This is a genomic window from Paraburkholderia denitrificans (genome assembly GCF_042655705.1).
GTDB lineage: Bacteria > Pseudomonadota > Gammaproteobacteria > Burkholderiales > Burkholderiaceae > Paraburkholderia > Paraburkholderia denitrificans.
Map to the genome: position 1 here is coordinate 60,850 of NZ_JBHSMP010000016.1, position 25,298 is coordinate 86,147.

Annotated in this window: 27 protein-coding genes; 20 read left to right on the forward strand and 7 right to left on the reverse strand. The window is 57.0% G+C overall.

Going from position 1 to position 25,298, the window contains the following annotated elements; genetic code table 11:
* Nucleotides 1–180: 180 nt before the first annotated feature.
* Nucleotides 181–396, reverse strand: a complete 216-nt coding sequence (locus tag ACFPTO_RS13175; protein WP_377711784.1) for a hypothetical protein — start codon at nt 394–396, stop codon at nt 181–183.
* Between the two features lie 10 nt (nt 397–406).
* A complete protein-coding gene (bcsG, locus tag ACFPTO_RS13180; protein ID WP_377711785.1) occupies nt 407–784 on the reverse strand; it encodes a cellulose biosynthesis protein BcsG in 378 nt (125 codons plus the stop codon).
* Between the two features lie 1,404 nt (nt 785–2,188).
* Here bcsG and acpS point away from each other — a divergent pair.
* The 19 genes from acpS (at nt 2,189) to ACFPTO_RS13275 (ending at nt 21,519) form a co-directional block, all read left to right on the forward strand.
* The gene (gene acpS, locus ACFPTO_RS13185) at nt 2,189–2,557 is read left to right on the forward strand and encodes a holo-ACP synthase (RefSeq protein WP_377711786.1); all 369 of its coding nucleotides are present in this window, start codon (nt 2,189–2,191) and stop codon (nt 2,555–2,557) included.
* Nucleotides 2,558–2,585: 28 nt separating this feature from the next.
* Nucleotides 2,586–3,341, forward strand: a complete 756-nt coding sequence (fabG, locus tag ACFPTO_RS13190; protein ID WP_377711787.1) for a 3-oxoacyl-ACP reductase FabG — start codon at nt 2,586–2,588, stop codon at nt 3,339–3,341.
* A 16-nt stretch (nt 3,342–3,357) separates the two neighbouring features.
* Nucleotides 3,358–3,954: a 3-hydroxyacyl-ACP dehydratase FabZ family protein gene (locus ACFPTO_RS13195; RefSeq protein ID WP_296651494.1), complete on the forward strand. Its 597-nt coding sequence runs from the start codon at nt 3,358–3,360 to the stop codon at nt 3,952–3,954.
* Between the two features lie 2 nt (nt 3,955–3,956).
* On the forward strand, nt 3,957–4,316 hold the full coding sequence (locus ACFPTO_RS13200) for an acyl carrier protein (RefSeq protein WP_377711788.1): 360 nt from the start codon (nt 3,957–3,959) through the stop codon (nt 4,314–4,316).
* A gap of 49 nt (nt 4,317–4,365) precedes the next feature.
* The gene (locus ACFPTO_RS13205) at nt 4,366–5,628 is read left to right on the forward strand and encodes a hypothetical protein (protein ID WP_377711789.1); all 1,263 of its coding nucleotides are present in this window, start codon (nt 4,366–4,368) and stop codon (nt 5,626–5,628) included.
* A 161-nt stretch (nt 5,629–5,789) separates the two neighbouring features.
* On the forward strand, nt 5,790–8,354 hold the full coding sequence (locus ACFPTO_RS13210; RefSeq protein WP_377711790.1) for a beta-ketoacyl synthase N-terminal-like domain-containing protein: 2,565 nt from the start codon (nt 5,790–5,792) through the stop codon (nt 8,352–8,354).
* Complete coding sequence (locus ACFPTO_RS13215) at nt 8,354–9,610, forward strand: beta-ketoacyl synthase N-terminal-like domain-containing protein (protein ID WP_377711791.1); 1,257 nt, start codon at nt 8,354–8,356, stop codon at nt 9,608–9,610. The genes ACFPTO_RS13210 and ACFPTO_RS13215 overlap by 1 nt, the downstream gene beginning before the upstream one ends.
* Before the next feature lie 32 nt (nt 9,611–9,642).
* Nucleotides 9,643–10,725, forward strand: coding sequence for a hypothetical protein (locus tag ACFPTO_RS13220; RefSeq protein WP_377711792.1), 1,083 nt, complete (start codon nt 9,643–9,645; stop codon nt 10,723–10,725).
* Nucleotides 10,718–11,485 carry a hypothetical protein gene (locus ACFPTO_RS13225; RefSeq protein ID WP_377711793.1) on the forward strand — a complete coding sequence of 256 codons (768 nt, stop codon included), beginning with the start codon at nt 10,718–10,720 and terminating at the stop codon, nt 11,483–11,485. Before ACFPTO_RS13220 ends, ACFPTO_RS13225 begins: the two co-directional genes overlap by 8 nt.
* Entirely contained in the window at nt 11,482–12,192 is a 711-nt protein-coding gene (locus ACFPTO_RS13230) for an ABC transporter ATP-binding protein (protein ID WP_377711794.1), read from the forward strand. Before ACFPTO_RS13225 ends, ACFPTO_RS13230 begins: the two co-directional genes overlap by 4 nt.
* Nucleotides 12,193–12,211: 19 nt before the next feature.
* A complete protein-coding gene (locus tag ACFPTO_RS13235) occupies nt 12,212–12,862 on the forward strand; it encodes a hypothetical protein (RefSeq protein ID WP_377711795.1) in 651 nt (216 codons plus the stop codon).
* Complete coding sequence (locus ACFPTO_RS13240; protein ID WP_377711796.1) at nt 12,859–14,187, forward strand: ABC transporter permease; 1,329 nt, start codon at nt 12,859–12,861, stop codon at nt 14,185–14,187. Before ACFPTO_RS13235 ends, ACFPTO_RS13240 begins: the two co-directional genes overlap by 4 nt.
* A gap of 14 nt (nt 14,188–14,201) precedes the next feature.
* Nucleotides 14,202–14,960, forward strand: a complete 759-nt coding sequence (locus ACFPTO_RS13245; RefSeq protein ID WP_377711797.1) for an SDR family oxidoreductase — start codon at nt 14,202–14,204, stop codon at nt 14,958–14,960.
* 61 nt (nt 14,961–15,021) lie between these two features.
* Entirely contained in the window at nt 15,022–15,843 is an 822-nt protein-coding gene (locus ACFPTO_RS13250) for an outer membrane lipoprotein-sorting protein (RefSeq protein ID WP_377711798.1), read from the forward strand.
* Nucleotides 15,844–15,896: 53 nt separating this feature from the next.
* Nucleotides 15,897–17,297, forward strand: coding sequence for a hypothetical protein (locus ACFPTO_RS13255; RefSeq protein WP_377711799.1), 1,401 nt, complete (start codon nt 15,897–15,899; stop codon nt 17,295–17,297).
* Complete coding sequence (locus ACFPTO_RS13260; protein WP_377711800.1) at nt 17,272–18,213, forward strand: ACP S-malonyltransferase; 942 nt, start codon at nt 17,272–17,274, stop codon at nt 18,211–18,213. The genes ACFPTO_RS13255 and ACFPTO_RS13260 overlap by 26 nt, the downstream gene beginning before the upstream one ends.
* Before the next feature lie 70 nt (nt 18,214–18,283).
* Nucleotides 18,284–19,348 (forward strand): hypothetical protein, encoded by a 1,065-nt coding sequence (locus ACFPTO_RS13265; RefSeq protein WP_377711801.1) that lies wholly within the window; start codon nt 18,284–18,286, stop codon nt 19,346–19,348.
* A 521-nt stretch (nt 19,349–19,869) separates the two neighbouring features.
* Complete coding sequence (locus tag ACFPTO_RS13270; RefSeq protein ID WP_377711802.1) at nt 19,870–21,105, forward strand: fimbrial protein; 1,236 nt, start codon at nt 19,870–19,872, stop codon at nt 21,103–21,105.
* A 186-nt stretch (nt 21,106–21,291) separates the two neighbouring features.
* Complete coding sequence (locus ACFPTO_RS13275) at nt 21,292–21,519, forward strand: hypothetical protein (protein WP_377711803.1); 228 nt, start codon at nt 21,292–21,294, stop codon at nt 21,517–21,519.
* A 20-nt stretch (nt 21,520–21,539) separates the two neighbouring features.
* Here the strand turns inward: ACFPTO_RS13275 and arsB are convergent, their stop codons facing one another.
* Genes arsB through ACFPTO_RS13295 form a run of 4 tightly spaced genes read right to left on the reverse strand, consistent with a single transcriptional unit; the run spans nt 21,540 to nt 23,908 of the window.
* Nucleotides 21,540–22,619 carry an ACR3 family arsenite efflux transporter gene (gene arsB / locus ACFPTO_RS13280; protein WP_377711804.1) on the reverse strand — a complete coding sequence of 360 codons (1,080 nt, stop codon included), beginning with the start codon at nt 22,617–22,619 and terminating at the stop codon, nt 21,540–21,542.
* Nucleotides 22,606–23,127, reverse strand: a complete 522-nt coding sequence (locus tag ACFPTO_RS13285; RefSeq protein ID WP_377711805.1) for an arsenate reductase ArsC — start codon at nt 23,125–23,127, stop codon at nt 22,606–22,608. Before ACFPTO_RS13285 ends, arsB begins: the two co-directional genes overlap by 14 nt.
* The gene (locus ACFPTO_RS13290; RefSeq protein WP_377711806.1) at nt 23,124–23,579 is read right to left on the reverse strand and encodes an ArsI/CadI family heavy metal resistance metalloenzyme; all 456 of its coding nucleotides are present in this window, start codon (nt 23,577–23,579) and stop codon (nt 23,124–23,126) included. The genes ACFPTO_RS13285 and ACFPTO_RS13290 overlap by 4 nt, the downstream gene beginning before the upstream one ends.
* Nucleotides 23,576–23,908 (reverse strand): ArsR/SmtB family transcription factor, encoded by a 333-nt coding sequence (locus tag ACFPTO_RS13295; RefSeq protein WP_377711807.1) that lies wholly within the window; start codon nt 23,906–23,908, stop codon nt 23,576–23,578. The genes ACFPTO_RS13290 and ACFPTO_RS13295 overlap by 4 nt, the downstream gene beginning before the upstream one ends.
* 140 nt (nt 23,909–24,048) lie before the next feature.
* On the opposite strand from ACFPTO_RS13295, the gene ACFPTO_RS13300 reads away from it, so the two are divergent.
* The gene (locus ACFPTO_RS13300) at nt 24,049–24,390 is read left to right on the forward strand and encodes a hypothetical protein (protein WP_377711808.1); all 342 of its coding nucleotides are present in this window, start codon (nt 24,049–24,051) and stop codon (nt 24,388–24,390) included.
* Nucleotides 24,391–24,433: 43 nt separating this feature from the next.
* Here ACFPTO_RS13300 and glcC read toward each other — a convergent pair whose 3' ends face one another.
* Nucleotides 24,434–25,198: a transcriptional regulator GlcC gene (gene glcC / locus ACFPTO_RS13305; RefSeq protein ID WP_377711809.1), complete on the reverse strand. Its 765-nt coding sequence runs from the start codon at nt 25,196–25,198 to the stop codon at nt 24,434–24,436.
* Nucleotides 25,199–25,298 lie beyond the last annotated feature (100 nt).

The following is a 25,298-nucleotide window of genomic DNA, read 5'->3' on the forward strand; positions in this document are numbered from 1 at the left end:
AATGGGGCAATTAACGCTTCACCAGGCAGGGCTATTTATCGTTGATTCGAATGCCGCGTTAATTCCGTTGCGGTATTCGGCTGCGACATCCATTGCGCAATCAACGATTAATCGATTCTTTGTCGCAGATCATGCTTTGTGGATCGATATGCGATTTGGTAAACCAGCCGTGCCGCGATATCAAGCCGCCGAACCGTCGTCATTACGCTGACGATCTGTGCCGCGCGAGCCGCCTTCGAGCGTGAGTTCGAGCACGGCGGCAACCAGCGGCCAGCGCCGTGCCGCGCCGTGCCACGCGTCCTGCGCCTGCACGTCGAAATAAGTGTCGCGCTCCACACCTTCCACGAGCCGGGCAAGCCCGTCGATATCGCTCGGCAGCCGCGGTGCGCGGCTCACCGGCTGTGCTTTACGTCATCGCCGCATCGGCCGGTTCGCTCGTGAGCGCGGTGAAGCCGACGTGGCGCCCCTGCTCGTTACTGCGGAATGCCGCGAGTTGCTGGTCGTAGCTGCCCGACCGCTCGTCGCGCGTCGCATTGCGATTGTTGTTGCCGTTGTCGACGGTGTCGGCGAGCGACGTGCTGCTGGTTGCGTGAGCAATCAGCGTGCCGATGCCTTGCCATAGCGGCGCCACGATCAGCGCGATCAACACGAAGGTCGTCACGCGTATCCAGCGATTGAGCACGATGTATGCGAGCACGGCCGCGACGACGGCGGCGATCATCGACGGCGAGATCACGCGGCCCGCCAGTTCCAGCATGTACGAAGGCGTGAAGGTGGCCAGCACGGGAGCGTCTGGAATACGGGTTGCGCGACGTTTCCTACCCTGATCCTGATCGTGGTCCTGCCTGAATCCTCAGAGGAGTTGATCGGAGAGCGTCGAAACGCGATTTTCTTGTGCACGGGCGACCGGGGCTAACGTTGGCTGCGCAGTCATCGAAGGGAAAACGCACGATTGGACGAGAGGCGGTATGGCGATTGCCGGAGAAGTGCAGCGTTCAAATTTCGTGATCCACGGCGCGTTCGCGAACGTGTCGGGAGAGTCTTTCATCACTCCCTCCGCGATCCCATTATCCTGGAACGTTGCGCGAGCATCGTCGTGAGTCAAATCCGTTGCGCGCGGCCTTTGGGTAATTGGTTAATGATCCAGATGATTCGGTTCGTGAAGGCGGTCACTGCTGTCGCCGCCGAGCGTCCAGAACCGGTCGCAGCCACCGGTAACAACCCTGCGGATTGGAAGACGTTCTAGCGGGCTGCTGAAAAGTGCCGCGATTTGGCATGACGCCCCGGACAGGCGCAACGTATCATGTTGCGGGGCCGTGGCCTGAGTCACAGCCACCTAACAGGCTGGGCTGAGCGCGTTATGCTCATCTCGATCCAGTACGCCAAAAATGCCAGCCCACATACCCACACGAATTATGAGAACGGGTAGAGCGAGATAGACCCCGCGGCTTTGGAGTCGAGTCGACTGGATGGCGCAATTTTTCCAAATTAACAATAGTTAAGATTTGTCTGGTGGTTGAAATCAACGCTCTCTGGTAACCTCTTTTTACTCAGTACACACAAGCAATTCGAAGGGCGACGCCAAATCGATCATCACGATTTGGCGTCGTTGTCAAAATATTGAACGCCGTTGCATTGCGCGGGGCATCACCATGCATCTGAGGTACAAGAAATAAATGAATAGCGTCGCTGAACAGAATCACCTTGGGCGCAATACCAAAATGGCCAACTCGGCCAGTCCACTTGACGCGAGTCGCAATGTCACCGTAATGGCGGGCGCAGGGCCTGCTTCATCCGCAGGTGAACAATCTCGTTCGATATTCCATAGGCGATCACGCTGTCATGCATGGTCTCCAGAATAACGGCAAATACCCGTGCACCGTCGCCAGTTGATGAAAGGTAGTTTCGGCGGTTAGGCTTCGCCGGGCATACCAATACGCAGACGCGTGAAGATTGCTTCGAGTTGTAATCGGAATAATCAGAAATGCAGAAAAGCGTAATGATCTGGAAAGCCGTCTGCCCGTTCCGAAAGCGACGCCTCGTGTACGCCGCCTCCGGCGTGCGTCCGCCGGTTGATGGCTGATCGATGCCCTGAATTTACGGATATCCGGATTGTGTGCCCTGATGGTGAAAGCCCGAGCTTTCGCCGGGAGACCTGCGACCTTGAATCGAGTGAGCTGAGAAGAGCATGCATATAGGCATAGATATTGTAGAAAACGAGAGGATTAGCCGTGCTCTGAATAGAAGCGGACAAGCCTTCTTTGAAAAGTTCACGTCCCAGGAGGAAAGGCAGCGGGAGTCAATGAGCGATAGCAACATTGAACGCCTGGCGGGCATCTGGGCAAGTAAGGAAGCCGCGGTCAAAGCTTTGGGCACGGGTTTTCGGAACGGAATCGTGTTTCACGACATCAGGATAAGCCACGGCTCTCTGGGTGAGCCGTACTACACGTTTCACGGCGAATTCAAAAAAATCATGGCCAGTAAGGGGTTAAACAGTGCAACTTTGAGCATCTCCCATTGCGGAACGCACACGGTCGCTGTTGCCATACTGAGCTGACCAATAGTGTTTTTGTTCTGGAATTTATATGGGCTTTTATTCAGATCTTTCCGGTAAGCATGTCGTTGTAACTGGCGCGAGCGGAGATATCGGACTGGCTGTCTGCAGGAAGTATCTCGATCTTTCCAGTCGGGTTTTCGCCATTTACAACAGCTCGCCAGGCGGGCTCGAAAAACTCGCCAGTGAACATGAAAACGGCGCGTTGTTGAGCATGGAGCAATGCGACGTGTCGGATCAGGGCGATGTCGAGCGTTTGGCAAAAAAGCTGGAGAGCGAGGCAGGCAAGGTGGACGTGCTCGTGAACAACGCGGGCATCTGCAAGGACAACCTGTTCTCCGTGATGAGCTACGAAGATTTCGACAACGTCGTCAAAGTCAATCTTTACGGAACGTTCAATCTCTGCCGTTCGTTGCTGCGTCTGTTGCGGTCCTCGGGCCAGGCGAGCGTCGTCAACGTGGCGTCCGTCTCGGGCGTCACCTCGAGTTTTGGCCAGTCGAACTACAGCGCGGCCAAGGCAGGCGTGATCGGTTTTACCCGCACGATTGCGAGCGAATTCGCATCTAAAGGCATTCGCATCAATGCGGTGGCGCCCGGCATGATCGAGTCGCGGATGGTCAAGAAAGTGCCCCGGCAGATCGTGCGCACCATTCTCGACGCGATTCCGGTGAAGCGGATGGGGCGTGTGGACGAGGTTGCGAACATCGTGGCTTTCCTCAGTTCTGATTCGGCGAGCTATATCGTCGGTCAGACACTGGTAGCCGACGGCGGACTGGTAATGCGTTAAGGCCTGAGAGGAAATTATGTCGAGATCGGAAAGAAGTATTACCACGGCGCAATTGCTGCAAAAAATCGGTGCGTGGCGCTCCCCTATCTTCATGGTTGACCGCATTGAGGAATTTGCTCCGGGGGAGAAGGGGCACATCGTTGTCGCCAAGCACGTTACGTTCAACGAACCCTATATCGAGGCTCATTTTCCCGGCAATCCGGTCATGCCTGGCGTGATGATCGCCGAAATCTTCGGGCAGGCGAGCGAGTATTTCAGCCTGCTCGACGACTTCTGCCGTGCCTACGCACAGGCATCGAACCAGGCGTTGAAAAAGGGCGATGACGTTAGCCGTGCATTGAACACGCCGGAAGGCGAGAAGATCATCTTGCAGGAACGCGAGCGAATTGCCGGCTTTCTCGCCGCACAGGACCTGAAGTTCAAGAAAGTGGTCTATCCGGGCGACACGATCCATGTTGAGAGCGCGCTCAGTTTTTCGGACGTGCACGGGTTCCATCACTACAAGGTGGAAGCGCGAGTCGGACGACATGTCGTAGCGGAAGGAAAGGTCATCAACTTCCGGGCTGAGCGGGAAGCGATCATCGCCAAGAAGAATTCGGGTGTTTCAAGGTAACAGTGCTGAAGGGAAGCAGAACAATGAATGACGCAATTGAAGGAAAAGTGAACGAGGCAATTGAACAGCGCAAGATCGTCCTGGAAAAAATCAAGTCGGGCCTGATTCACCGTTTGAATCTCCACCAGACGGTCGACCAGATCGATGACGACACACCTTTGTTCGGCAGCGGACTCAAGCTGGATTCCGTCGACGCAACCGAAATCATCGTGTTGCTCGATGAGGCATTTGGTATTCGCGTCTCGGAAGGAGACGATCCGTCCTATATGCGCAACATCAATACGCTCGCGGCGTTTGTCCTGAGCCGGCAGCGCGAACAGGAAGCGGCCGCAGCGGACGAAGCGGACGAGGCGGATGCATAAGTCAGGCGGCTGATGAACAAACAGAAACAACCAGAGTTGAGGAATCGAAATGAGTGCGTTGGAAAGCCTGCATATCAAGAACGGCGCCGCGATGGGCACCCGCAATGGCGCAAGCGTGCCGCTGAATTACAACCAGCCGGAAGCGGAACGTGTCGCGATGCGCAAGACTATTCTGCTGACCGACTATTCGCATCTGGGGATGGCTGAAATCTCCGGGGAAGGCGCGTATGAACTGCTGAACCTGATGGTTGCGGGCGATGTGGGCTCGATTCGCGACGAACAGGGCATGTACACGATCATCCTGAACGACGAGGGAGAAATTGTCTCCGACGTGTATATCCTGTGCGACGACGAGCGTTTCATCGTGATGTCCGAATGGCTCACGGGCGACGCAATCAGCGAGATGATGAAGCACCTGCTCGAACAGCACGGGAGTGAATTCGAGGAAATCGGGCATATCGGCTCGCTGAGCAACAGCGTGGGCGTGCTTCATTTCGAAGGGCCCTACAGCTGGGAATTGCTGGCGGAAATGTACGGTATGGACGTGCTGGGCCTGCCGTTTCAGGAACACATGCACGTCGGTGACGATGAAATCCTGTTCCGCGCGGGGGAGCATGGCGAGTACTCGTACAAGCTGATCGCAAACAACGACCGCCTGGAAGCGATCTGGGAACAGGCAGTACAAACGGGTGAGAAATATGACATGGCGGTGGGCGGTCTGGATTATCAACGCGATGTCCGGCTGGAGAACCCCTGCTGGGAACCGGACGTGTTCAATGATTTTTCGCGTTGCCCGATTCAATTGCAGATGCAATGGACGGTGCGCTACGACAAGGATCAATTCAAGGGCAAGGACGCGTTGAATTCGGTTCTCGGGCGAGGCGTGGAGCGACGTGCGGTTGGTTTCTCGATCGAGGGCGCAGCCCCGGCGGATGTTGCGCGCGGCGACAAGGTTTATGTGGGCGAGAGCGAGATCGGCGTGGTCATCACGTGTGGCTACTCGAAAGACATCGGGGCGACGGTCGGTCGACTGCTGCTGAATGCAGCCTACGCTTACGCCGACCTCGACCAATATGAGGTGCAAACCTGCTCGGGTCGCCTGAACCTCAAAACGACGGCGGTGCCGATCTATCGGAACTTCAGTTTCCTGATCAATCCGTCTGAGCATAGCTACGTGGATAGTTCCCGCCCCAAACATCTGCTTGAGCAGCTGGAGTGGCAGGCCGCGGCAAAAGCGAAGGCCGAAAAGGAACTGGCCGAAAAGGAACTGGCTGCGGCGCAGCAGGCTGAGGCGCAGCGGGTTCAGGCTTAAGGCCTGGCATTCCTGGATGAGGGCATGAGAGACCGGTTCGGGATGTCTGTCCCGGACCGCTTTGGGAAGTACACCTCTTCCCCCGAATACCACTGAAAGCGCCGCTCTCGCAAGGTGACATTCCAATCTGTCACACCCTTATCGTTAGCTAAACCAAGATTATGATCGTCCAGAGAAAACGCGTGGTTGTGACTGGAATGGGACATCTTTCGTCCATTGCCAGCAATGTGCCGGAATTCAAACAGGCGCTTTTGAACAAGGTCTGCGGAATCAAGCCCAGCGAAAGATTTGCAGCTTACTTTGAGCACGCAAACGCGTCCGAAGTGCTGCAGGATGTCACGTACGAGAACCTGACTCCCGAGGTGGAAGCCTCGCTCGACAAGGCTGCGTTGTGGGCCTATAAGGTCGGCTACGAAGCGCTGTCTCAGGCGAAGGCGGACGATCTCGCGTTCCGCGAGAAAACCGGACTGATTATCGGCGTGTCGTCGGCTGGTACGGAAGCGTATATGCCGGTTATCGAAGGGGACTACGAGAAATTCTCGCTGCAAAAAACGATGATTTCCGGCAGTTTTGCTTCGTCCAGCGCGATCGTCTCGGGGCTGCTCGGTCTCAAGGGCGGCTTTGAACTGGTTGCCACGGCCTGTACGGCGAGTACGAATGCCGTCGGCATGGGCTTCGATCAGATCCAGAACGGCAAGAACCCGGCCGTGCTGGTGGTCGGCACGGAACCGCTTTATCTGCCTACCTTCGCGGGATTTTATGCGCTTCACGCCATGAAGCCGGAGCCTGCGAGTCCCTTTTCCGGGAATCCCGGCATGTCGATCGGCGAAGGCGCGGGTGCCATCCTGATCGAGGAGTACGAGCACGCCATCGCGCGCGGTGCGACGATACTCGGCGAAATCGTGTCTTACGCGACATCGGGCGACGGCTATCACGAGACCGCACCCGATCCCCGGGCGGAAGGGGCGGTGCAGGTGATGCGCGCTGCGCTGGCGAATGCGCAGATCGGTCCGCAGGACATTCAGTACGTGAACGCGCACGGCACGGGAACAGAAGCGAATGACCGGTGCGAGACCCTCGCGATGAAGAAGGTGTTTCCGAACATTGCGGATATTCGCGTCAGTTCCACCAAGGCTTATGTCGGACATAACATCGGGTCCGCCGGCATTATCGAGCTCGTGGCATGTTTCCTGACGTTGCCGGAAGGCAAGGTGTTGCCCACGCTCAATTTCACGACACCACGCGCGAATTTCGATCTGAATTACGTTCCTAACGAGTTTCAGGAAGCGCAGGTCGATCTGTTCATGAAGAACAATTACGCGTTTGGCGGCAACAACTGCTGCATCGTTGCCAGCACGCGCGCCGAGGCCAGTCCGGCAACGCACTACGAGCCGAAGCGCGTTGCGATTACCGGTATCGGTGCCGTTTCTTCGTTGGGCCACGATTTTCAGAGCATCGTGGCTGGCGTTTGGGAGGCGCGGTCCGCTGGCGCGGCGAGCAAGCTGATTGGCGAAAACGATGTCGGCTTCAAGGAGGCTGCCCGCACGCTGCTCGAAAGTTTCTCTTCCAATGAGGACGTGTCCAACTATCTGCGCAGCAAATGCGGTGACGGTGGCATCGAAGAATTGCTCGAACAGTCCGTCTGGCTGCATTCGGTGCAGGATCTCGACCCGAGAAAATATCTGCGCCGTTTCGATTCGCGCAAGGCCAACGCGATTTGCACGTTCGCCTTGCTGGCGATCACACAGGCCATGAAGCAAGCCGATCGTAAGATCAAGCGCGATGGTCACGATCTTGGCCTTATCCTCGGTATGGCGAAGGGGCCGCAGACGACTGTGGATCGCTATCTGAAGAGCCTGTTTCCCGAGCCGACCAAGGTGCGCACCTCGGAGTTTCCAGGCGCGCTGATGAATGCGATTTCCACGTTCTGCTCGATTACAGAAGGCATAAAAGGCTACAACACGACGCTTGCCACTGGCGCCAATGCTGCGCTCGGCGCGCTCAGCTACGCCTATGAGCTGGTGCGCCAGGATCTGCAGCCGCAGGTGCTCGCGGGTGGTTCCGACGAGAATTTTTCGAAGTTCTGGGCCTATCTGCAGGCGATGGAGGAGGGCCTGCAGCTCACCACCAAGCCAGAGGATTTCCAGGTCTATAGCGAAGAGGGGCGAGGTTTTCTGCCGGGCGAAGGGGCGGGCATTCTGTTCCTCGAAGACTACCAGCACGCAAAGAACCGCGGCGTACCGGTACTCGCTGAAATCGTTGGATACGGGAAAGCGAGCGACGGCTCCTATTTCGACCGCGACAATTGGAGCGCACGCAGCGCGTCGATGGCCGGGGCTATCCGCCAGGCGATGGACGAAGCGGGCATTACACCCCATGACGTCGATCTGATCTGCGGCAGCAGCAAAGGCACGCAACGAAGCGACCACATTGAACTCGACGCGATTCGCAGCATTTGGGGCGACCGTACTAACCAGGTGCCGCTGGTGAACTATACCGCCTGCTTCGGCATGGTCGATTCGTGCGTGAGCGTTCTGAATATGGCCGTGGTGATCGAGATCATGAAACGCGGAGAAATTCCGCCGATCCCGTACACGAAGAAATTCTGCTCGAATGAATTCGGCTTTGTTGTCGAACCGCTCAGGAAACAGGTTGGCACGGCGCTTGTCCTGGGTTCGACTGAAGGCGGAAATCATTACGCGTTTCTGCTGAAGCAAGGTGCGTGATGAGTGTAGGCAAATCCCGCACGGTGGTCAGGGGATACAGCATACAAAGTCTGTTCGCCGACAGCACGGATGGGCTGATTGCAGGGTTGTCCGAGGGACGCCATGTTGCCAGCACGCCCTATTTCGCCACGGATGAAGAAGTCGAACGGTTACGTCTGCCAGTCAATCCGAGCCATGTGCCGTTTTTGCGCATGTCGAAGAAGGTCAGAACGCTAGGCGTCGACTATCTCCGGAAGACGATTGAAAAGGCCATCGCGCAGACACTTCAGATGTCGGGCCTCGATGAAGCGTGTCTGCGCGGTAAGGACGTGCGCGTTTATCTGCCGGGGCATGGCGCTCGCGTGGACCTCCTGGATTGCGCGGGGTATCGGGATCGTAACGACGAAGAAGATCTGCTTTTCTTTCCTTCCATCAAGCAGTTGAGCGCGGCCAGCTATGGGCAGGACGTGCTCGCTCACGGTCTGGTGCGCCGGTACGGGCTGTCCTGGCCACCCGTGCCGGTCAATAGCGCCAGTTCATCGTCGAGTTCGGCGGTTCATCTGGCACATCAGGCAATTCGCAGCGGAGAGATCCGTCTTGCGCTGGTGGTGGGCTGGATGCAGTACGCGATGCAGGACATGCTGTCGCTCGGTGCTCAAGGCTTGCTGGCCTGCTCCGGTGTGAACCCGCCTCAGCCGTTTTCGATGAAGGGCGGTGGCATTCTGCCGGCGGACAATGTCGTCGGCATACTGCTGCAAAAAGAAGACGACGCAGCGCAGAGCGGTTTGAACGAGTATGTCGTTCTGAACAGCACGACGTCATGGCAAAGCAGTGGAACGGCGGGTGGTAATTCCTTTTCCGCTGATTTTCGCGCCGTCGCCGCGACAATCGAAACAGCGATGATCCAGGCCGACTTGTCTGCGGACCAGATCAAATGCGTGTTTCCGCACGGCAATGGCGTCTACGCGAACGACAAGGCCGAAGCCATGGCAATCCGGCGAGTTTGGGGCGAGAAAGGCATACCCGTCGTGACTTACAAGGCGCAGACGGGCTATTTCTCGGTGTGCAGCGGCATAGCCGATCTCATCATTGCGGCCGAGTCGCTCAAGAGAAAGGAACTGATTCCGTTCTCGGCGCACTACGAACTGGACGAATCCTTACAACTGGATTTTCATGCGAACCGTGCAACGTTGCCGGTCAAGTCCGGCGCTATTCTGAAAACGTCGCTCGGGCTGGACGGGTCGGTTGTTGCGCTAACGCTTTCTCATCATGAATAAGCCAGGTTTTCCTGAAACAGGACGTTTGCTAATTGACGAAGACTGCCGTGGAAAAAATGGAAAAACTGGGCCCTCCGGATACTGCGATCAGCATGATCGGACTTGGAGTGGTTGAAAGCGATGCCGGGTTTGTCGATTTCAAGCCGAGCTGGGTTAACGTCAGGGAAGCACAATTTCACAAACTTGCACAGCGTCGTCAGGGAAAAGAGACCTGGACGTTTAAGCGCTTTGGTATGAAGCCTGAATCCCGGTCGCCGGAGGATCTGCGCCGGGCGCATTACCGCGAGGCTCTCAACAGTCTGAGCACCGCGTGTAAAAAGGCTTTCGACTGTCTGAGCCGAAAGATGGAAAACCAGATCCGCAGGCAGCGGTCGGCATTGGTTTATTTCGATGCGTGGGGGGAGAGCTCCATCTTCGAGACGCCGAATAGCTGGCGCGATGCGGTTAGTCTGGATCTGTTGCCAAAGGCAATCGCGCGGGAATATGGGGTGAGTGCGTTTTCGTGCAAGCTGCGTGGCGAACGAAGTGGCTTTCTGCAAGGCCTGCGCGTGGCGGCGGATGTGCTGAACTCCGGTGAAGTCGACACCGTGCTGTTATTCGGGATCTTCCGTGCCTTTCCCGGCATGGTGCTCTCGGAGGCGTCGAGCGCCAATGCGCTGCACGGGCGAGCAAAGACCCATCTGAACAGCACGATCAACTACTCCATCGAGCGGTCAGGGTGTGTGATTTTACGCAAGGATCCTGGCGCGGGCATCGCCCTCAACGTCTCGGACTATTTCCTGCTACCGGAACATTCTCGCCGGGCGCGAAGGGAATTGACAGAACGTTGGCGCGCCTCGACAGGCGAAGACACGGCAAGCGTCTATGCAGGCATGCATCCCAGCAGCGCAATGCAGGCATTGGAGAGCGGTGCGTTTGATCGGCTTGAGCACAAAGCGAACTATTTTTCCATCTGCGATATGTACGGCGACAGCGCGTGCCTGAATCCGATGCTCGCGTTATCTCATCTTCATTCGACTGGACAGCTTCAGCAACGGCGCCATGCGCTCATCAGCGCCGATGATGGACAGGCAGGAATCTGGCTGATCGAGTGCTGGAGTGGCGCAAATGGTTAAGTTCGTGCTACCCGGATTGCAATCTACTGTGGCGACAATGCTTGGTTTATTGGCGGCGAATTGTGTGGCTGAGCCCGCGTATGAAAACTACCGGGCCGTGTATCGCGTCTACGCACCCGGTAGCAGCAGGGAGATCGGAAGCTATCAGGTCCGGCTGAACTGGGTTCCCGAGAAGCAGCTGTACCGGCTGGCGGGCGAGATCAATTTCGACTATCGGGCTTTCCTTTCACGGATTAAATATGACTATGCCGATGTAGTCTGGTTTGATTCCCGGGACGATGTTGCCTTCGAGGCACAGGAAGTCAACAACGGGAGAAAGAGGCTGATCAACGGCCAGCGCGACCCGCTGAACGGTGGCTTGCTGGTGAAGATAGAGGACGGGAGTAGTGCCGATCGCACTTCCCGGTTTGCCGCGGCCGACTACGATTTCACCACTTTTGCGTTGCGGTTTCCAAAGGCATGTGGACCGGCATCGGTCGGAGAGAAACTCGACAAGCGCATGCTCGATCCGATTGGTGAACGGATCGACCGGGTGTCCAGCGAGTACGTCAGCTATGGTAGCGCGCGGCTGCCGAACCTCGCGAGTTCGACATCCCCGTTGTGTCTGGTTCAGACGCACAGTACCAGAGACGCGTTAAACCGCCGTTCGTGGATTTCTCCGGATGGATATCTGGTTTATGAAGAATCGCCCGCATACACGTTGGCACTGGATTCAAGCCGATCCGTATTACCGCCGCAACGGCGAAAAGGAACACCATGAGCAGCAGGATTGCAGAGCCATTGCCCATTGTTTCGCTGCAGGGTGCAAGCAAGCGTTATGGACGAGAGCGCAACACCGTTCATGCACTGAAGGACGTCACCGCGACGGTGAGCCGGGGCGAGTTCATCGCCCTTTGTGGACCGTCCGGCAGCGGTAAGAGCACGTTGTTGAATTTGATGGCGGGGATCGACAGCCCGACGGAAGGCAAGGTCTTCCTGATGAATCACGACCTGTCCGCCTTGAATGACCTACAGGCGGCCAGACTGCGGGCCGATTCGGTCGGGTTTGTCTTCCAGTTTTTTAATCTGCTGCCGGTACTGAGCGTTTTCGATAACGTCTATTACCCGCTGATGCTGAACGGACGCAGTCGTGGCGCCGCTCGCGAAGATGTGATGGAGATGATCGAAAAGGTCGGCCTGATACAGCACTACACCCGGCGGCCAGACGAATTGTCCGGCGGGCAGCAGCAGCGTGTCGCAATCGCGCGCGCATTGGTCAAGCGTCCGGCGCTCGTGGTTGCGGACGAGCCCACTGGCAATCTCGATACCCGAACAGGTCACGAAATCATCGAACTGCTGCTCGAAATGAACCAGGCGCTGCAAACGACGTTTGTGATATCCACGCATTCACCGCAGCTTAGAGATATGGCAAGGCGCGTGATCGAAATTGAGGATGGGAGGTTGAAGGATGGTCACGTCGAGGCTTAAGCGCATCGCGGGAATACTATTGGTGATGCTGCTTTCAACAAGGTTCACACTCGCATATGCCGACGCGCATACGGATGAAGCGGAGACAGTGCGGCAGACGATAGCCGGGATGGTCGAGCAGAACCGGGGCAATGCACGTAACGAGGCGATCTTGCAGATCGCCGGACCAACGTCACCATCCGACGTCAGGAATGCAGTTGGGGTACTGGAATCGTATATCGTTGCCAACCCGGACGACCGGTATGCCGAGATGTATTACGGCTACGGCTTACTGTTTCTCGCCGGCGATTATCTGAAAAACAAGAATTACATCAAGGCGGCAGAGTTTTCGAAAGAGGGCTTTTTCTACATTGACGAGGCGGCAGAGAGTTCGCCGGACAACTGGCGGCTGCGCTATTTGCGCACGCGTATGGATGCATTCGTCCCGGCAAGAAACGGTCGCTGTGTCGTTGCGCTCAAAGACATCGACTTTATGACGCAAAACGGTAGGGCGCCAGCGTCGCTGGATACGATGATCTCGATGATGAAAGCGCGCGCCCAAAAGTCTTGCGGCGTAGCGGACCGTGCTGCACCTGATCAGATGAAGCAATCCGGCCGTGCCGCCGTGCCGTTCCTGACGCGGACGGAAATCAGCGAGGTGTTGCAAGCCGCCGTGGGAGGTGAGGCATGACGAAAGCATTGTTTTACGTGTCCAACGTAATCATGATCTATGCGTTGGTTGTGGTGGTTGGTGCGATAATTTTTCGCCGCACAGATATTCAGTACACCTTTTTGAATCTCTTGCGTCATCGCCGCCGCTCGGGTATCACGCTACTGGCGATCGTGTTGGGCGGGATATCGGTTTTCATATTCGGCGGCTTTGTCGACTACTCGTACTGGGCGTTGCGCGAGCAGACGATCCGAACCAATCTTGGACATATCCAGCTCTACAAGAAGGGTTATCTGGAAAGTGGTGCGGCGACCGGAACCATGACGTACAGCATCTCGAACTATGACGAGGTGAAAAATCTTCTGCTTTCCGATCCGGAGATCGGATCGAAGATCAACACGATTACCGGTCAGGTTGAATTTTCCGGGATCATTTCCCACTACGAGAGCGGGGTGTCGACGTTCTTCTCGGGTGTCGGAATTGATCCGAAGACATCGCTGATGCTCGGTTCGTTCGATCAGATCGTGTCGGGCAGCGATCTGTCGCGCGTGGAGTTGAATGGCGCGACGATCGGCTCAGGTATCTCGTCCGCCCTGAAGGCCGGATATGACGAATGGGCCGACATGCTCGTCGTCACGCCGGGCGGTGGTCAGAATGCAATGTCGGCTCAGATTCGCGGGGTGTTCCAGTCCGGAATCAAGCAATACGACGACACCACAATCAAGCTTCCGTTGCAGACGGCCCAGCAACTTTTGCAGACGTCGAACGTCAGCAAAATCATCGTTCTGTTGCACGACACGGATCAGACGGACAGCGTGATGAAACGCGTCAACCAGTTGATCGCGGATCACGATCTGTCGCTGGAAACCCGTTCATGGAGTGATCTGGCGGTGTTCTATCACCAGGTCGTCAATCTGTTCGAGGGAATTTTCTTCTTCGTCAAAGCGTTGGTGAGCGTAATCGTGGTGTTCATGATCGGCAATACGTTGATGATGAGCGTGGTCGAGAGAACACGCGAGATTGCCACGCTGCGCGCACTCGGGCTCAAGAAGCGTCATATCGGGCGACTGTTCATGCTCGAGGGCATCATGATCGGCATTTTCGGCGCCGTGATTAGTGTGGTGCTGGGTATCGGTATTGCAGAGCTGATCAACATTAACGGCATTCCGATGCCGCCCTCTCCCGGTTATACCCAAGGCTATCTGGCTTTTGTATTGTGGAACAGTGATTACCACCTGTTCTGGTTCGCCTGCGCATTGCCGCTTGTGACGGCCGTGATCGCCTCGATCATTCCGTCCCGTCGTGCAGCCAATCTGGTGATCGCGGAAGCGTTCCGGTTTGTTTAATCCAAGGTATGAATATGAAAAAGAATCAGCGGGTTTTGATTACAGGTGCGGGCCGCGGTATCGGACTCGCGATTGCGCAAAAGCTTGCTGCGCAAGGCTACGATTTGATCCTCAACTATCGCTCGGACCAGGGCAAGAGCATTGCCAATCTGAAGCAGTTCGAGCAAAGCGACGTGGCGAAAGAGATCGAGGTTACGCTGGTCAAGGCAGACATTGCAGAAACGCGCGACGTCGAGAACATGTACAGGAGCCTTCGTAATCAGGGTATCGACAGAATCGATCACCTGGTGCTGAACGCCGCTAGCGCGCCTTTCAAGCATTTCTCGGACATGAACCGCTTCGACTGGAAGCTGCTGTTGAACAGCAATCTGGTTGGAAACGTGGCGTGCGTGAACGAAACCGTTCCCTTCATGACTCAAGGCGGCACGATCTGCGCGATCTCCAGCCTTGGAAGCCAGCGCGTTCTTGATAAGTATCCGCTGGGGATCATGAAATCCGCGCTCGAAAACCTGGTGCGATACCTTGAGGTCGAGCTTTATGACGAGAACGTCAGGGTCAATGGGATTTGCGCGGGCGTGGTCAACACGGACATGTTTCCGTTTCTCAAGGAAATGTGGCCGGACATGTGCGCGAAAAGCGATCAGGAAAAGCGCCGCTGGCTGGTTGAACCGGACGAAGTGGCCAATATCGTGTCGTTCCTCATTTCGCCGGAATCCTCGGCGATTCGAGGCGAGATTCTGCAGGCCGATCTTGGCACAGCACTGCGGGCGTGAAGACGGTTGTTGCACAGGCAATCTTCAGGTGACGTCTGTCATTCCATGCAGGAAATGAGATTTGAAACTCGACCATAGGTTTTTTGCGGCGCTACTGATCGCGGTGACCGCTTGTGCCTCGGCTGCTCAGTCGGCCGTCAATGCCGACACCGCGGCTTCGGAGGTTGGCGTTCAGCAGGACGCGCGAGCCCAGGGGATCATTCGCAATGCAGATCGCGTCCGCGCGCCGGATCAGCCGTTTCGCTATACGCTGCGGCTCGAGGCATTCAGGCAAAGCCAGAGTGCCTCGCAGCAACAATTGGACGTATCGATGCGCTTCTACAAGCCAGGTCCGGGTCACGAGCAAGGCGATGCCAGGGCGCTGGTGCGCTTTGTGTCGCCCGCGAGCGATAAAGGAAAGGCCATGTTTTCTGATTTCGAGAAGATGTGGTACTACGCGCCTGATCTGCGACGGCCCATTCCTATTTCGAAGCAGCAGCGTTTGATCGGACAGATTTCCAATGGTGACGTTGTGGCCGCTGATTTCGACTACTCGTACATTTCTCAATTGCAGGGCGAGGAGCGTTGCGGCGACAAGACATGCTACCGGTTGCAACTGGTTCGACGCTGGCTGCACGTGACCTATCCGAAGATCACATACTGGGTCGAGAAGGACACCTACTATCCTTACCGTGCCGATTTCATGTCGGACTCCAACCTGGTGATGAAGCGTTCTTATTATAAAAACTACCAGATGGCCGCGGGCAGGGTGAGGCCGCTTCAGATTGTCGTGGAAGACGCGCTGCAGAAAGGCAATTACACAACGATGAATTATTCGGACGTTCGTCTTGAATCGCTTCCGGAAAGTTATTTTCAGAAAGACTACCTGATGCGGCTGAACTGACGTGCTGGACGACTACGTTCAGCATGGTGACCATTTGACGGGACCGATAGTTCATGAATAACAGACTCAGCCTCACGGTGTGTGCCGTGTTGATTGCCCACGGTTATATGTCGCCCGCACACGCCATGTCATGCAATTCCGGGCGTGGCTATGTCGGCACGGAGGGAGTCGGCGCACTTAAGAGCCAGGGGCTTTGGCATCCGAATGGCGAGGCGTTTCGCGACAACTTCACGATCAACACATACGCGGCGGCAAGCGGAAGCTGCATGCTGGCCGACAACCTGAAGGCAACCGCGAGCGGTGTTCTGCAATACGCCAGCTCGGTGCGTGAGCCCGGTGTGCTCGACGGAAAGCAGAACAGCGCGTTGGCGATCGCAACCGAGGCTTACCTGACCTATACGCCGTCCGAAAAGGTGTTCATCGACATTGGGAAAATCAAGCGCAGTAACGGCTTCATGTTCTCGATGAATCCGCTGGACTTGCTGCGCAATACATCTGGCCATCCCCGTTCCGCCACGGTGAATGCCGATAGCAACAATCCCAATAGCTTTTACGAGGAGGGGTCGATCGGAGTTGGCGGCACGGTGTATGCCGATTCAGGCACGTTCGAACTTGCGGCGCTCCCCAAGCTGACGACTAACGATTCGTTTCGCGAGTCGGCAGAAAAATGGAGCATGCTCGAACGCACGAATTCGACCAACCGGTTCTACGGCGCGTTTACCACCAGCAAATTCAGCGATTTCAATCCCACGGTCAATATGGTGGCCGGGTCGTCGTACAACGCGTTGGGTTTGGGCGTTAGTGGATATGTCAACGACAACCTGATCCTGAGTATGGAGTCCGCGGTTGCACGAGGTGAGCGCTGGCGTCATCTGAATATGGAGGCGGCAACCGCCATTCAGCAATACGGCAATGTCGGCGATCCATTCGGGCAGAACAGCCGGAGACTGACCGCGAACCTCGCCGTCGGGCTGCGATATACCGACTCCAGTCGTACGGAATACGGCATCGAGTACTTCGGACAAACCGAAGGCTATAGCCGCAGTGAATGGCGGAATTACTTCAAGACAGTCAGATTCGTCAATGGCGGATTTGCGGCCGGTCTTCCGACCGGGTTGGGGGCGTCGCTAGCGCCGCTTTATGGGCAATACGCAAACCTGTTGGCGGTGGAGACTGACAACGCCAATCGGGGCAATAACTTTCTCGGCAAGCACTACATCACGCTGTTCGCGAGTTCGAAGACGGAGCAGCTTCGCAAAGTGGGCTGGAGCGTGTCTTCCACAACCAGTCTGGCCGATGGGGGCACGGTGTTGAAGGCAAACCTGAGCACCAGCGTATCGAAGAACACCGTGCTACATGCAGGCACCTCATTTAGCTTTGGGTCGCAGCAATCTGAATTTGGTCAATTTGGGCAGAGGAAAACAATCTATGCAGGCGTTCGGTTTGTCATCTGATCGTGTGATCCGGAATCACGTGTTCCTGTTCCAGGGGCAAGGGATGCCGGCAGTCGGCATGGGCGCCGAAGTGCGTGGCGTTTCTCCTCGCAGCGAAGTGGTATGGGACTGTGCCAGCGACATATCGGGAATCGATGTGCGCAGACTTTGCCAGAAAGGCCCGATGTCCCAGCTGACGCAGACGCGCTTCCAGCAATTGGCTGTTACGACCGTCAGTGTTGCGATGTTCGAAAAGCTTCAGGATTCGGTGCATATCGAGAACGCGGTGTTCGCCGGCCATAGCGCGGGAGAATATGCCGCGCTGTATGCAGCTGGGGCATTCGATCTCGAAACGCTGTTCAGAAGCATTGTCATCCGGGCGACGCTGATGCAGGAGATGGCAGAAAATAGCGACGGGGCAATGTACGTGATCAAGTCGATCGATCGCGCGACCCTGCAGCGCTATATCGACGGGCAAACGTGGCACGGCCCGGTACAGATTGCAAACGATAACTCGCCGAGTCAACAGGTTTTGTCCGGTAACGCGGACGACGTGCGTGCACTGGCTGCGCAGTTGCAACGCGATGGCTATGGCACGCTCAAACTGCCGGTCAATGGAGCATGGCACAGCGATCTGATGGTGCCCGCACGCTCGCGACTCTATGAGGCATTGAAGGGATTGCCGATCCGGGCGCCAGAAAGGCCCATTTACATGAACCTCACGGCGGCGCCCGTCGATGAGGTCGGGCAGATCGTGGACAACCTCTCGGATCACCTGACGCAGACGGTGCGTTGGCGCGAAACGATGGAAGCGGTCTATCGCGAAGGCTATAGCGAGTTCGTTGAGATGAGTACGCGCAAGGTTATGGGCGGCATGCTCGCGCACTACGCGATGGGGGATCAGATGACGGTCTCATGTTTCCCTGATTGGTGTTGAGACCGATGGTCCGATAGTCCGATGTTCTGATGGTCCGGCCATCCGGTGCGTTTTCGGACGCGTTCAATGAGTGAAATCGATGATTCCGAGTTTTGAAGTTTATCTGCGCAAGCATCTTTTTTCTGTATTCGTTTTTATTCTGCCGATGACGGCATTTTTTGCCGCATCGATCACGCGGAATATTCTGGATATCTCGCTTGCCGAACTGGTTGTGTCGCTTGGTGTAATGAGTGCGTCACTGATTTATGCGTTGTTACGTGATAGCCGTGGCTACTGGTTCTATGTGATGTGCTCGGTGAAGTTATTTGATTCGAAGGAGCGCCGCAAGCAGTATATGGAAGAAAGCGTTCCGCCGATTCTGGTCAAATTCTTGCCGTATCCCGTGCGGGGCGCGTTGTTGGGGTTTGTGTTGACGGCCCTTGTCTGCATCCCGGCGTATGCGTTGTTCCAGTCGAACATTCATATCTTCATATTTTTATTTTGCCTGACATTACAGCCAAAACTGGTGCAGTTCACCGCAAAAATGGCCGCGAAGATGCAGGTGAAAAGAGTGATCGATAGTGTGGAAAATCTCGCCATGCATGAAGAGCGGTCCAGAGTCCGGGTGCTTGATATCATCGGCATGGACCTTCTTTTTACGATGCTGATCAATCTCGCATTGGTGCTGCCGATTGCGCGCAAGCCGGCATTCGATCTGCAGCATGGCTACGGGAACCCGGCTTTCATCGTGGCGTTCCTGATTCTGATGTCGATCGTGCATGTGCTTCTGCTCCTGTTTGCCGGCAAGTCCAGGCGCTTTGCAATGACCGGAGAACTGATGCTGGGAATACTCGATAAACGCTTTATGAAGCTTTCCCCCAGCGGCGGCGCGTTCTTCAAGTTGAGCAAATTGCGACGTTGTGTGTGCTATTTCATCGCGATGACTGTCTGGAGCATCGTGTTGTGCGTGGGCTTCGACATGCTTGATATGCAGCGCAATTTCGCGTTGATTTATCTCGTCGGGCTCGCTCCGCTTATGCTGTGCTACGTCGTTGAGCGTTTCGATGTACTGCGACGAGACTTCCTGGCAGCACAGGATACCCACCAGAGGCTGGTGGCGATTGGCGAGAACCAGCCGGCGATCACCGAGTTGTAGTGGCAATGCGCGGGTCCGGCATGAATGCCGGACCCGCCTGCGTTTACTGAGTCGGCACTGAACAATTCGGAGCGCCTTGTGCGACGGATCCTGGAGGCCGAAATGGTGTTGCGAGATTTGCAGGGCGGGGGATGTGTGATGTGGAGCGACAGCTCTTCCACGCGGCGCTGTGCGGCGCCGGTCTCGATCTCCGGATGATCCTGAGAAAGCTGCTGCTTCTTTGTGTCTTTGTTCTCGCGGACCTGTTTAACTGCTGCACTGACGCCGACAGCACGAAAACAGAATTGCTAAGAGTGACTAAATAGATCCCACTATTGGCTCATGGAGCCAGGCGCGGCTACTCATTTCGCCGCTTATTCAGCATTTTTAAAGGTAACGTAAAAATTAATATGATATCGAAAACAATGCGTACGCGGCAAAGTACCTGCGCGGCAACACTAGCGTTTCTGGCAATGGCACTCGTACCAGGTTCCGTCCTGGCTGCATCGCATGAGAAGGGTTGCTGGAAGATCGAAACCGAAATGAAAAAGAAGAACTCGCCGAGGTATACGCAACCCGGCTTGTACTATAAACCTTGGGCGGGTGCCGCTGACGCTGCGGGGCAAGGCGCGTATCCCATGACGGTCCAGATAACCGGTTTTTCCAACGACGGCGACTTGATCGGAAGCAGCACCGCCTCGCTCGACGATATGGGCCGCGAAGGCGTCGGTAGCTACAGAGGCGAACAGGTATTGTTCCGGTGCTCTCCCGATGCAGGCGAATTGCACGAATTCTTCTCGACGAACGGCGACAACCCGAATGCTGGCAAGGACGATATTAGCCACATTTCCGGCATCCCCGGTACCTACCGCTTCCCGGAGAAGGACATCATATCGCGCGTGACTAACCTGGACACGAATCAGGTGGTGACGCGCTACTGGCTGGCGCGGCAGATGAAGAACCTGGATAAGGATGAGCAGGGCTGGACTCTCGTGAAAGTGAAAGATTTCAGCCGGTACAAGGTCGATCTGTATCAATGCAAGGCCTGCGGTTCAGAAACGGATTCCTGGATGCAGCCGATTGCGTACGTCGCGTTCAAGGGGGGGGCAGGCCTCAACGCCATGAGCCCAAACCTCTCCGTTGGCGCCGATCACAACAACAACTGGTCGGGCTGGCATAACGACTGGCCCGGCGCGATTAACCCGAAGCCGAATCTCAACGTACGAACCGGAAAGGTGACCTGTGCCGTGCGCAATACGACGCCGGTGGTTAATTTTCGGCCGATGTCGGTGGCGGAGCTCGAGGGCGGCGAGAAGGCCACGATGCCGATCACGATCGACATTCAGTGCGAAAGCGGATTCGGCAAACTCAGTAGCGGAACGGGTGCCAATCAGACCGCAATGGGCATCATGGCTCGGGAGGAGAACGCTGCGTACGCGAGACCACTGGGACTCGTAACGGGCGGAAGCGCCGTGACTGATCTGCTGTCTGACGGCTACGGCGGGAAGAATGTGGCAAAGGGCGTTAGCGTCGTGCTGTACGGATCGAACGGCACGACACCGATATATTTCCTCACCAGCCGTTACCTCACGATGGGCGGCGCCAAGGACGGCTGGTATCCGGTGCTCCAGGATGCAACGCAAACCGGCTCGGACAGCAACTGGGACTACTACACGCGCACGGTCAATGCGACCTTCGAGGCGTTTCATCCGGGGAAAGGGGAGGTTTCCGCCGGAAAATACAAAGCAACAGCGGAAGTCGTCATCGCGATCCAGTGATGTGATGTCAATGTCTGAAAAACGGTCGATGGCAGCGACGCCTATCGGGCATTTATCGCTCTTCGGATTCTTTGCGTCTGGAAGACGCTGAAGAGCGCGGATCTTGTCGTTGATTCGGATCTGCTTGGACAGTCTCCAGATTACGCGGCTGAACCTGGCGCGCGACTTCGGGCGAGCACCGGCCTGATGCCCGATCTCAGCGCGACACGCAATCTGGTGGGTGCAGCGAAGCGCAACGTACGACGGATGTCAGCCATCGACGGCCGCGTGTTGCGTCCGATCAATTCCGCTGCGCTGAAATTTCTGTTCAAGCAGTTAGATAAAACGGACCCGTTGCAGGCCGACATCGCCGAAACAGTTCGAAAGAAAGTCGCGCTCGCCAACGAAATCGCTGACGAGTGGCGCTACTACTGATGCCGTGAGATTGCGCGGCATCAGGCTGCCGAAATGCGGCGTCGGCGTTCGTACCAGTGCTGCGAACGATTGACGACACCAACGACGAACAGCATGACCGGCACCTCGATCAGTACGCCAACGACGGTCGCCAGCGCCGCGCCGGAATGAAATCCGAACAGGCTGATTGCAGTTGCGACGGCCAACTCGAAGAAATTGCTGGCGCCGATCAGGCTCGAAGGACCGGCCACGCAGTGCGCGACGCCGAGCCGGCGATTGAGCAGATACGCGAGTCCGGAGTTGAGCAGCACCTGAATCAGGATCGGCACGGCCAGCATGACGATCACGAGCGGTTCGCTCACGATGGCCTGTCCCTGGAACGCGAACAGCAGCACGAGCGTGGCCAGCAACGCGCCGATCGACCACGGGCCAAAGCGCGCGACCGTTCGCTGAAAATGGGCCTCGCCCTTGGCGAGCAGGTGGCGTCGCACCAGTTGCGCGATGGCGACCGGAATCAGGATGTACAGCGCGACCGAGATCAGCAGCGTATTCCACGGCACGGTAATGGACGACAAGCCGAGCAGCAGCGCGACCAGCGGCGCGAACGCAATGACCATGATCGTATCGTTCAACGCGACCTGCGATAACGTGAAATAGGGATCGCCTTTACATAGTTGCGACCACACGAACACCATCGCGGTACACGGCGCGGCGGCCAGAAGAATCAGTCCGGCGATGTAACTGTCCAGTTGCCCGGCGGGCAGCCACGGCGCAAACACCTGCCGGATGAAGATCCAGCCGAGCAGCGCCATCGAAAACGGCTTGATGAGCCAGTTCACGAAGAGCGTTACGCCGATCCCGCGCCACTGGCGGCCAACCTGTCCCATCGCAGCGAAGTCGATTTTCACCAGCATCGGCACGATCATTACCCAGATCAGCGCGCCGACCGGCAGGTTCACGTGCGCGACTTCCATCCGGCCAATGGTCTGAAACACCTCGGGCAGCACCTGCCCGAGCACGATCCCGCCGACGATACACAGCGCGACCCAGACGGTCAGATAACGTTCGAAGAATCCAATCGCCGGGCGACGGCCGGAGACGGCCGTATCAGTGCTGGCCATTGGCTATCTCCGGTGCACGTTCGCCGATTGCCCGCATTTCGCGGTGGATTGCTGCATGGTCGAGCATGTGCAGCGGCAGATTCACGAACTGCATCACACGGTTCATGATTTGCCGGAACACCTTGTCGAATTCGTGGCGTTTCGCTTCGTCCGATCCAACGAAGGCCGCCGGATCCTCGAAGCCCCAATGCGCAGTCAGCGGCGTGCCGGGCCAGAACGGGCAGGTCTCGCCAGCCGCCTGATCGCAGACGGTGATCACGAAATCCATCTGCGGCGCTTCGGGGCTCGCGAACTCGTCCCAGCTCTTGCTGCGCAGGTTCGAGGTGTCGTAACCGAACGCCGCGCAGCGTTCCGCCGCGAACGGATTCACCTTGCCAGCCGGATGGCTGCCTGCGCTATACGCGCGGAATCGCCCTTTGCCGAGGATGTTGAACAGCGCTTCAGCCATGATGCTGCGCGCACTGTTGCCCGTGCAGAGGATCAGCACTGAGTAGACTTTGTCGCTCATCCACGGCTCCGCAATGTCACGCGTGATTCGACCGGCACACAGCATGCGGCCGATGTCACAGCCGGTTCGTGCGACGTGCCAAAAACCGGCGCGGCTTCAAGCGTGCGAAACGTCTCCCACGCGACACCTTGCGGATCGACGGTCCACGTCTTGTCCGACTTCGCATAGCAGCACGTCGTGCCGATTTGCTCGTCAACCGGCAATTGCGCCGCAGCGAAACGCGCATTCATCTCGGCCAGTTCGTTATCGGTCTCAACCTGAATGCCGATGTGATCGACGCCTGTTTTTGCGCCACGCTTCGAAATCGCGAAGTTGACGGCCGGGTCGGTCAGCTCCCATTTGCAGTAGTCAGGCTTCAACACGGTCGGCTCGGCATTGCCGAATATCGCGCGATAAAAGCGGATGCTGTCGTCGAGATTCTCGACCGACACGTGAATGTGCATGCGTTTCATTGCTTGCCTCCGCAGGCGTTGGAGAGATCGCTCGCGGTGCAGGTCGCACCGGAGCAGCAATTCTCGGTGAGGAAACCGATCAAGCCCGTCATCGCGTCGAAGTTGGCGGTGTAGATGACGAAGCGACCGTCCTGCCGCGACTTCACGAGTTCTGCGTGGGACAGGTCTTTCAGATGAAACGACAGACTCGACGGGGTAAGCCCCAGTTGCTGCGCGATTTCTCCGGCCGGCATGCCGTCGGCACCGGCAACGACGAGGGCGCGGAATATCGCGAGACGCGAATCGTGGGCAAGCGCACCGAGGGCGCGCACGGCGAGGTTGGAATTCATGCGTGAAAGGATAGTCGAAACATTTCAATATTTCAAGTATCGTGGAAATAACGCCGGGAACCGCGGACCGGGTTTTAAAGGACGCTATAGTTTGAACTGGCAGAGTATCCACAGTAGATAAACAGGAAAACGATACTGCGATGAAACTCGCTCATACACTCAAAGTTCTGGTTGTAACGGTTGGCATGACCGCACTCGGTGCGCATGCCGCCGATGAAACCCAGGTGCTGCAGTTTGAAACCCATGCCGCGTTCTTCTCCAAAGAAACCGGGCAAAAGGCACTGCTGGATCCGCAGGTGTTCGTCGCGCAAGAGGGCGCGCCCGCCGCCGAAGGCAACGCGGTGCTGACCACGATCGCTCCCGCGCCGCTCACGCACGACAACGCCGTGCTGGTGGTCTACCACTCCGATGGGAAATCGCACGGCAAGCTGCGCGGCGACATTGGCGTGACGGCGCACCACCAGCTCATCGCGAGGCCGTAAGCGGCTCGACGCTATCGGCCGCCAAGGCACGCCGTGCGCGTGCCTACTTCCATCCTTCGAGCCGAAGCGTGGCTCGCACGAGCCGCTGCTCCTCGCTTTCGATCTCGCGCAGATAGTCGATGACGTTGCGGATATGCTCGCTCGCGGCCTTGCGTGCCTGCTCGGGCAGTCTGCCCGTGACCGCGTTGTAAAGGCGGGCATGCTGGCGGTCGATCTGCTTCTTGAGCGGCTCGCGGTGGTAGAGATTGTTGACGGACGCAAACACCGAACTCAGCAGCAGATCGGTCAGCGACTGCAGCGTGTTGACGAGCACCGGGTTGTGCGACGCTTCGCAGATCGCGCGATGAAACGCGTGATCGAGCTTCGCGCGTTCGTCCGGTCTCAAATCCTGCGCTTGTGGCGCAATCATCTCCTCGTAGCGCCGCGTGATCAGGATGAAATCGGCCTGGGTTCCGCGGCGCGCCGCGAGCCGCGCGGCCTCCGCTTCGAGCATCTCGCGCACCTCGAACAGGTCATAGAGGGTGCGCGGCTGCGACGCGAGCAGGTGCATCATCGGCGTGATCTGCTTTTGTTCGCTCAGGTTCGAGACGAACGAGCCCTTGCCGTGCAGCGTCTCGATGATGCCGCGCGCGCGCAGCAACTTCATCCCTTCGCGTAGCGCGGTGCGCGATACGCCGAGCTTTTCCGTGAGGCGCCGCTCGGACGGCAGCGCCTGACCGGCCTTGAGTACGCCCTCGACAATCAGCTTCTCGATTCGCTCGGCCACGACGTCGGCGACGCGCCGGGTGACAGCCGTTTCTTCCTTCATCGTCACTGGTATGACCACTTTGAGTTAACGGACGCAATTTTGGCATAAATCAAGTTGTTGCTGGTTTTGAGGGCCATGCGGCGGTGCTGAGACGAGACGC

Coding starts and splice junctions, on each gene's coding strand:
- ACFPTO_RS13275 (WP_377711803.1), top strand. CDS start 21,292: ATGCCCGATCTCAGCGCGACACGCAATCTGGTGGGTGCAGCGAAGCGC.
- ACFPTO_RS13210 (WP_377711790.1), top strand. CDS start 5,790: ATGATCGTCCAGAGAAAACGCGTGGTTGTGACTGGAATGGGACATCTT.
- ACFPTO_RS13205 (WP_377711789.1), top strand. CDS start 4,366: ATGAGTGCGTTGGAAAGCCTGCATATCAAGAACGGCGCCGCGATGGGC.
- ACFPTO_RS13295 (WP_377711807.1), bottom strand. CDS start 23,908: ATGAATTCCAACCTCGCCGTGCGCGCCCTCGGTGCGCTTGCCCACGAT.
- ACFPTO_RS13215 (WP_377711791.1), top strand. CDS start 8,354: ATGAGTGTAGGCAAATCCCGCACGGTGGTCAGGGGATACAGCATACAA.
- acpS (WP_377711786.1), top strand. CDS start 2,189: ATGCATATAGGCATAGATATTGTAGAAAACGAGAGGATTAGCCGTGCT.
- ACFPTO_RS13255 (WP_377711799.1), top strand. CDS start 15,897: ATGAATAACAGACTCAGCCTCACGGTGTGTGCCGTGTTGATTGCCCAC.
- ACFPTO_RS13285 (WP_377711805.1), bottom strand. CDS start 23,127: ATGAGCGACAAAGTCTACTCAGTGCTGATCCTCTGCACGGGCAACAGT.
- glcC (WP_377711809.1), bottom strand. CDS start 25,198: ATGAAGGAAGAAACGGCTGTCACCCGGCGCGTCGCCGACGTCGTGGCC.
- ACFPTO_RS13270 (WP_377711802.1), top strand. CDS start 19,870: ATGAAAAAGAAGAACTCGCCGAGGTATACGCAACCCGGCTTGTACTAT.
- ACFPTO_RS13300 (WP_377711808.1), top strand. CDS start 24,049: ATGAAACTCGCTCATACACTCAAAGTTCTGGTTGTAACGGTTGGCATG.
- ACFPTO_RS13245 (WP_377711797.1), top strand. CDS start 14,202: ATGAAAAAGAATCAGCGGGTTTTGATTACAGGTGCGGGCCGCGGTATC.
- ACFPTO_RS13240 (WP_377711796.1), top strand. CDS start 12,859: ATGACGAAAGCATTGTTTTACGTGTCCAACGTAATCATGATCTATGCG.
- ACFPTO_RS13230 (WP_377711794.1), top strand. CDS start 11,482: ATGAGCAGCAGGATTGCAGAGCCATTGCCCATTGTTTCGCTGCAGGGT.
- ACFPTO_RS13260 (WP_377711800.1), top strand. CDS start 17,272: ATGCAGGCGTTCGGTTTGTCATCTGATCGTGTGATCCGGAATCACGTG.
- arsB (WP_377711804.1), bottom strand. CDS start 22,619: ATGGCCAGCACTGATACGGCCGTCTCCGGCCGTCGCCCGGCGATTGGA.
- ACFPTO_RS13225 (WP_377711793.1), top strand. CDS start 10,718: ATGGTTAAGTTCGTGCTACCCGGATTGCAATCTACTGTGGCGACAATG.
- fabG (WP_377711787.1), top strand. CDS start 2,586: ATGGGCTTTTATTCAGATCTTTCCGGTAAGCATGTCGTTGTAACTGGC.
- ACFPTO_RS13195 (WP_296651494.1), top strand. CDS start 3,358: ATGTCGAGATCGGAAAGAAGTATTACCACGGCGCAATTGCTGCAAAAA.
- ACFPTO_RS13290 (WP_377711806.1), bottom strand. CDS start 23,579: ATGAAACGCATGCACATTCACGTGTCGGTCGAGAATCTCGACGACAGC.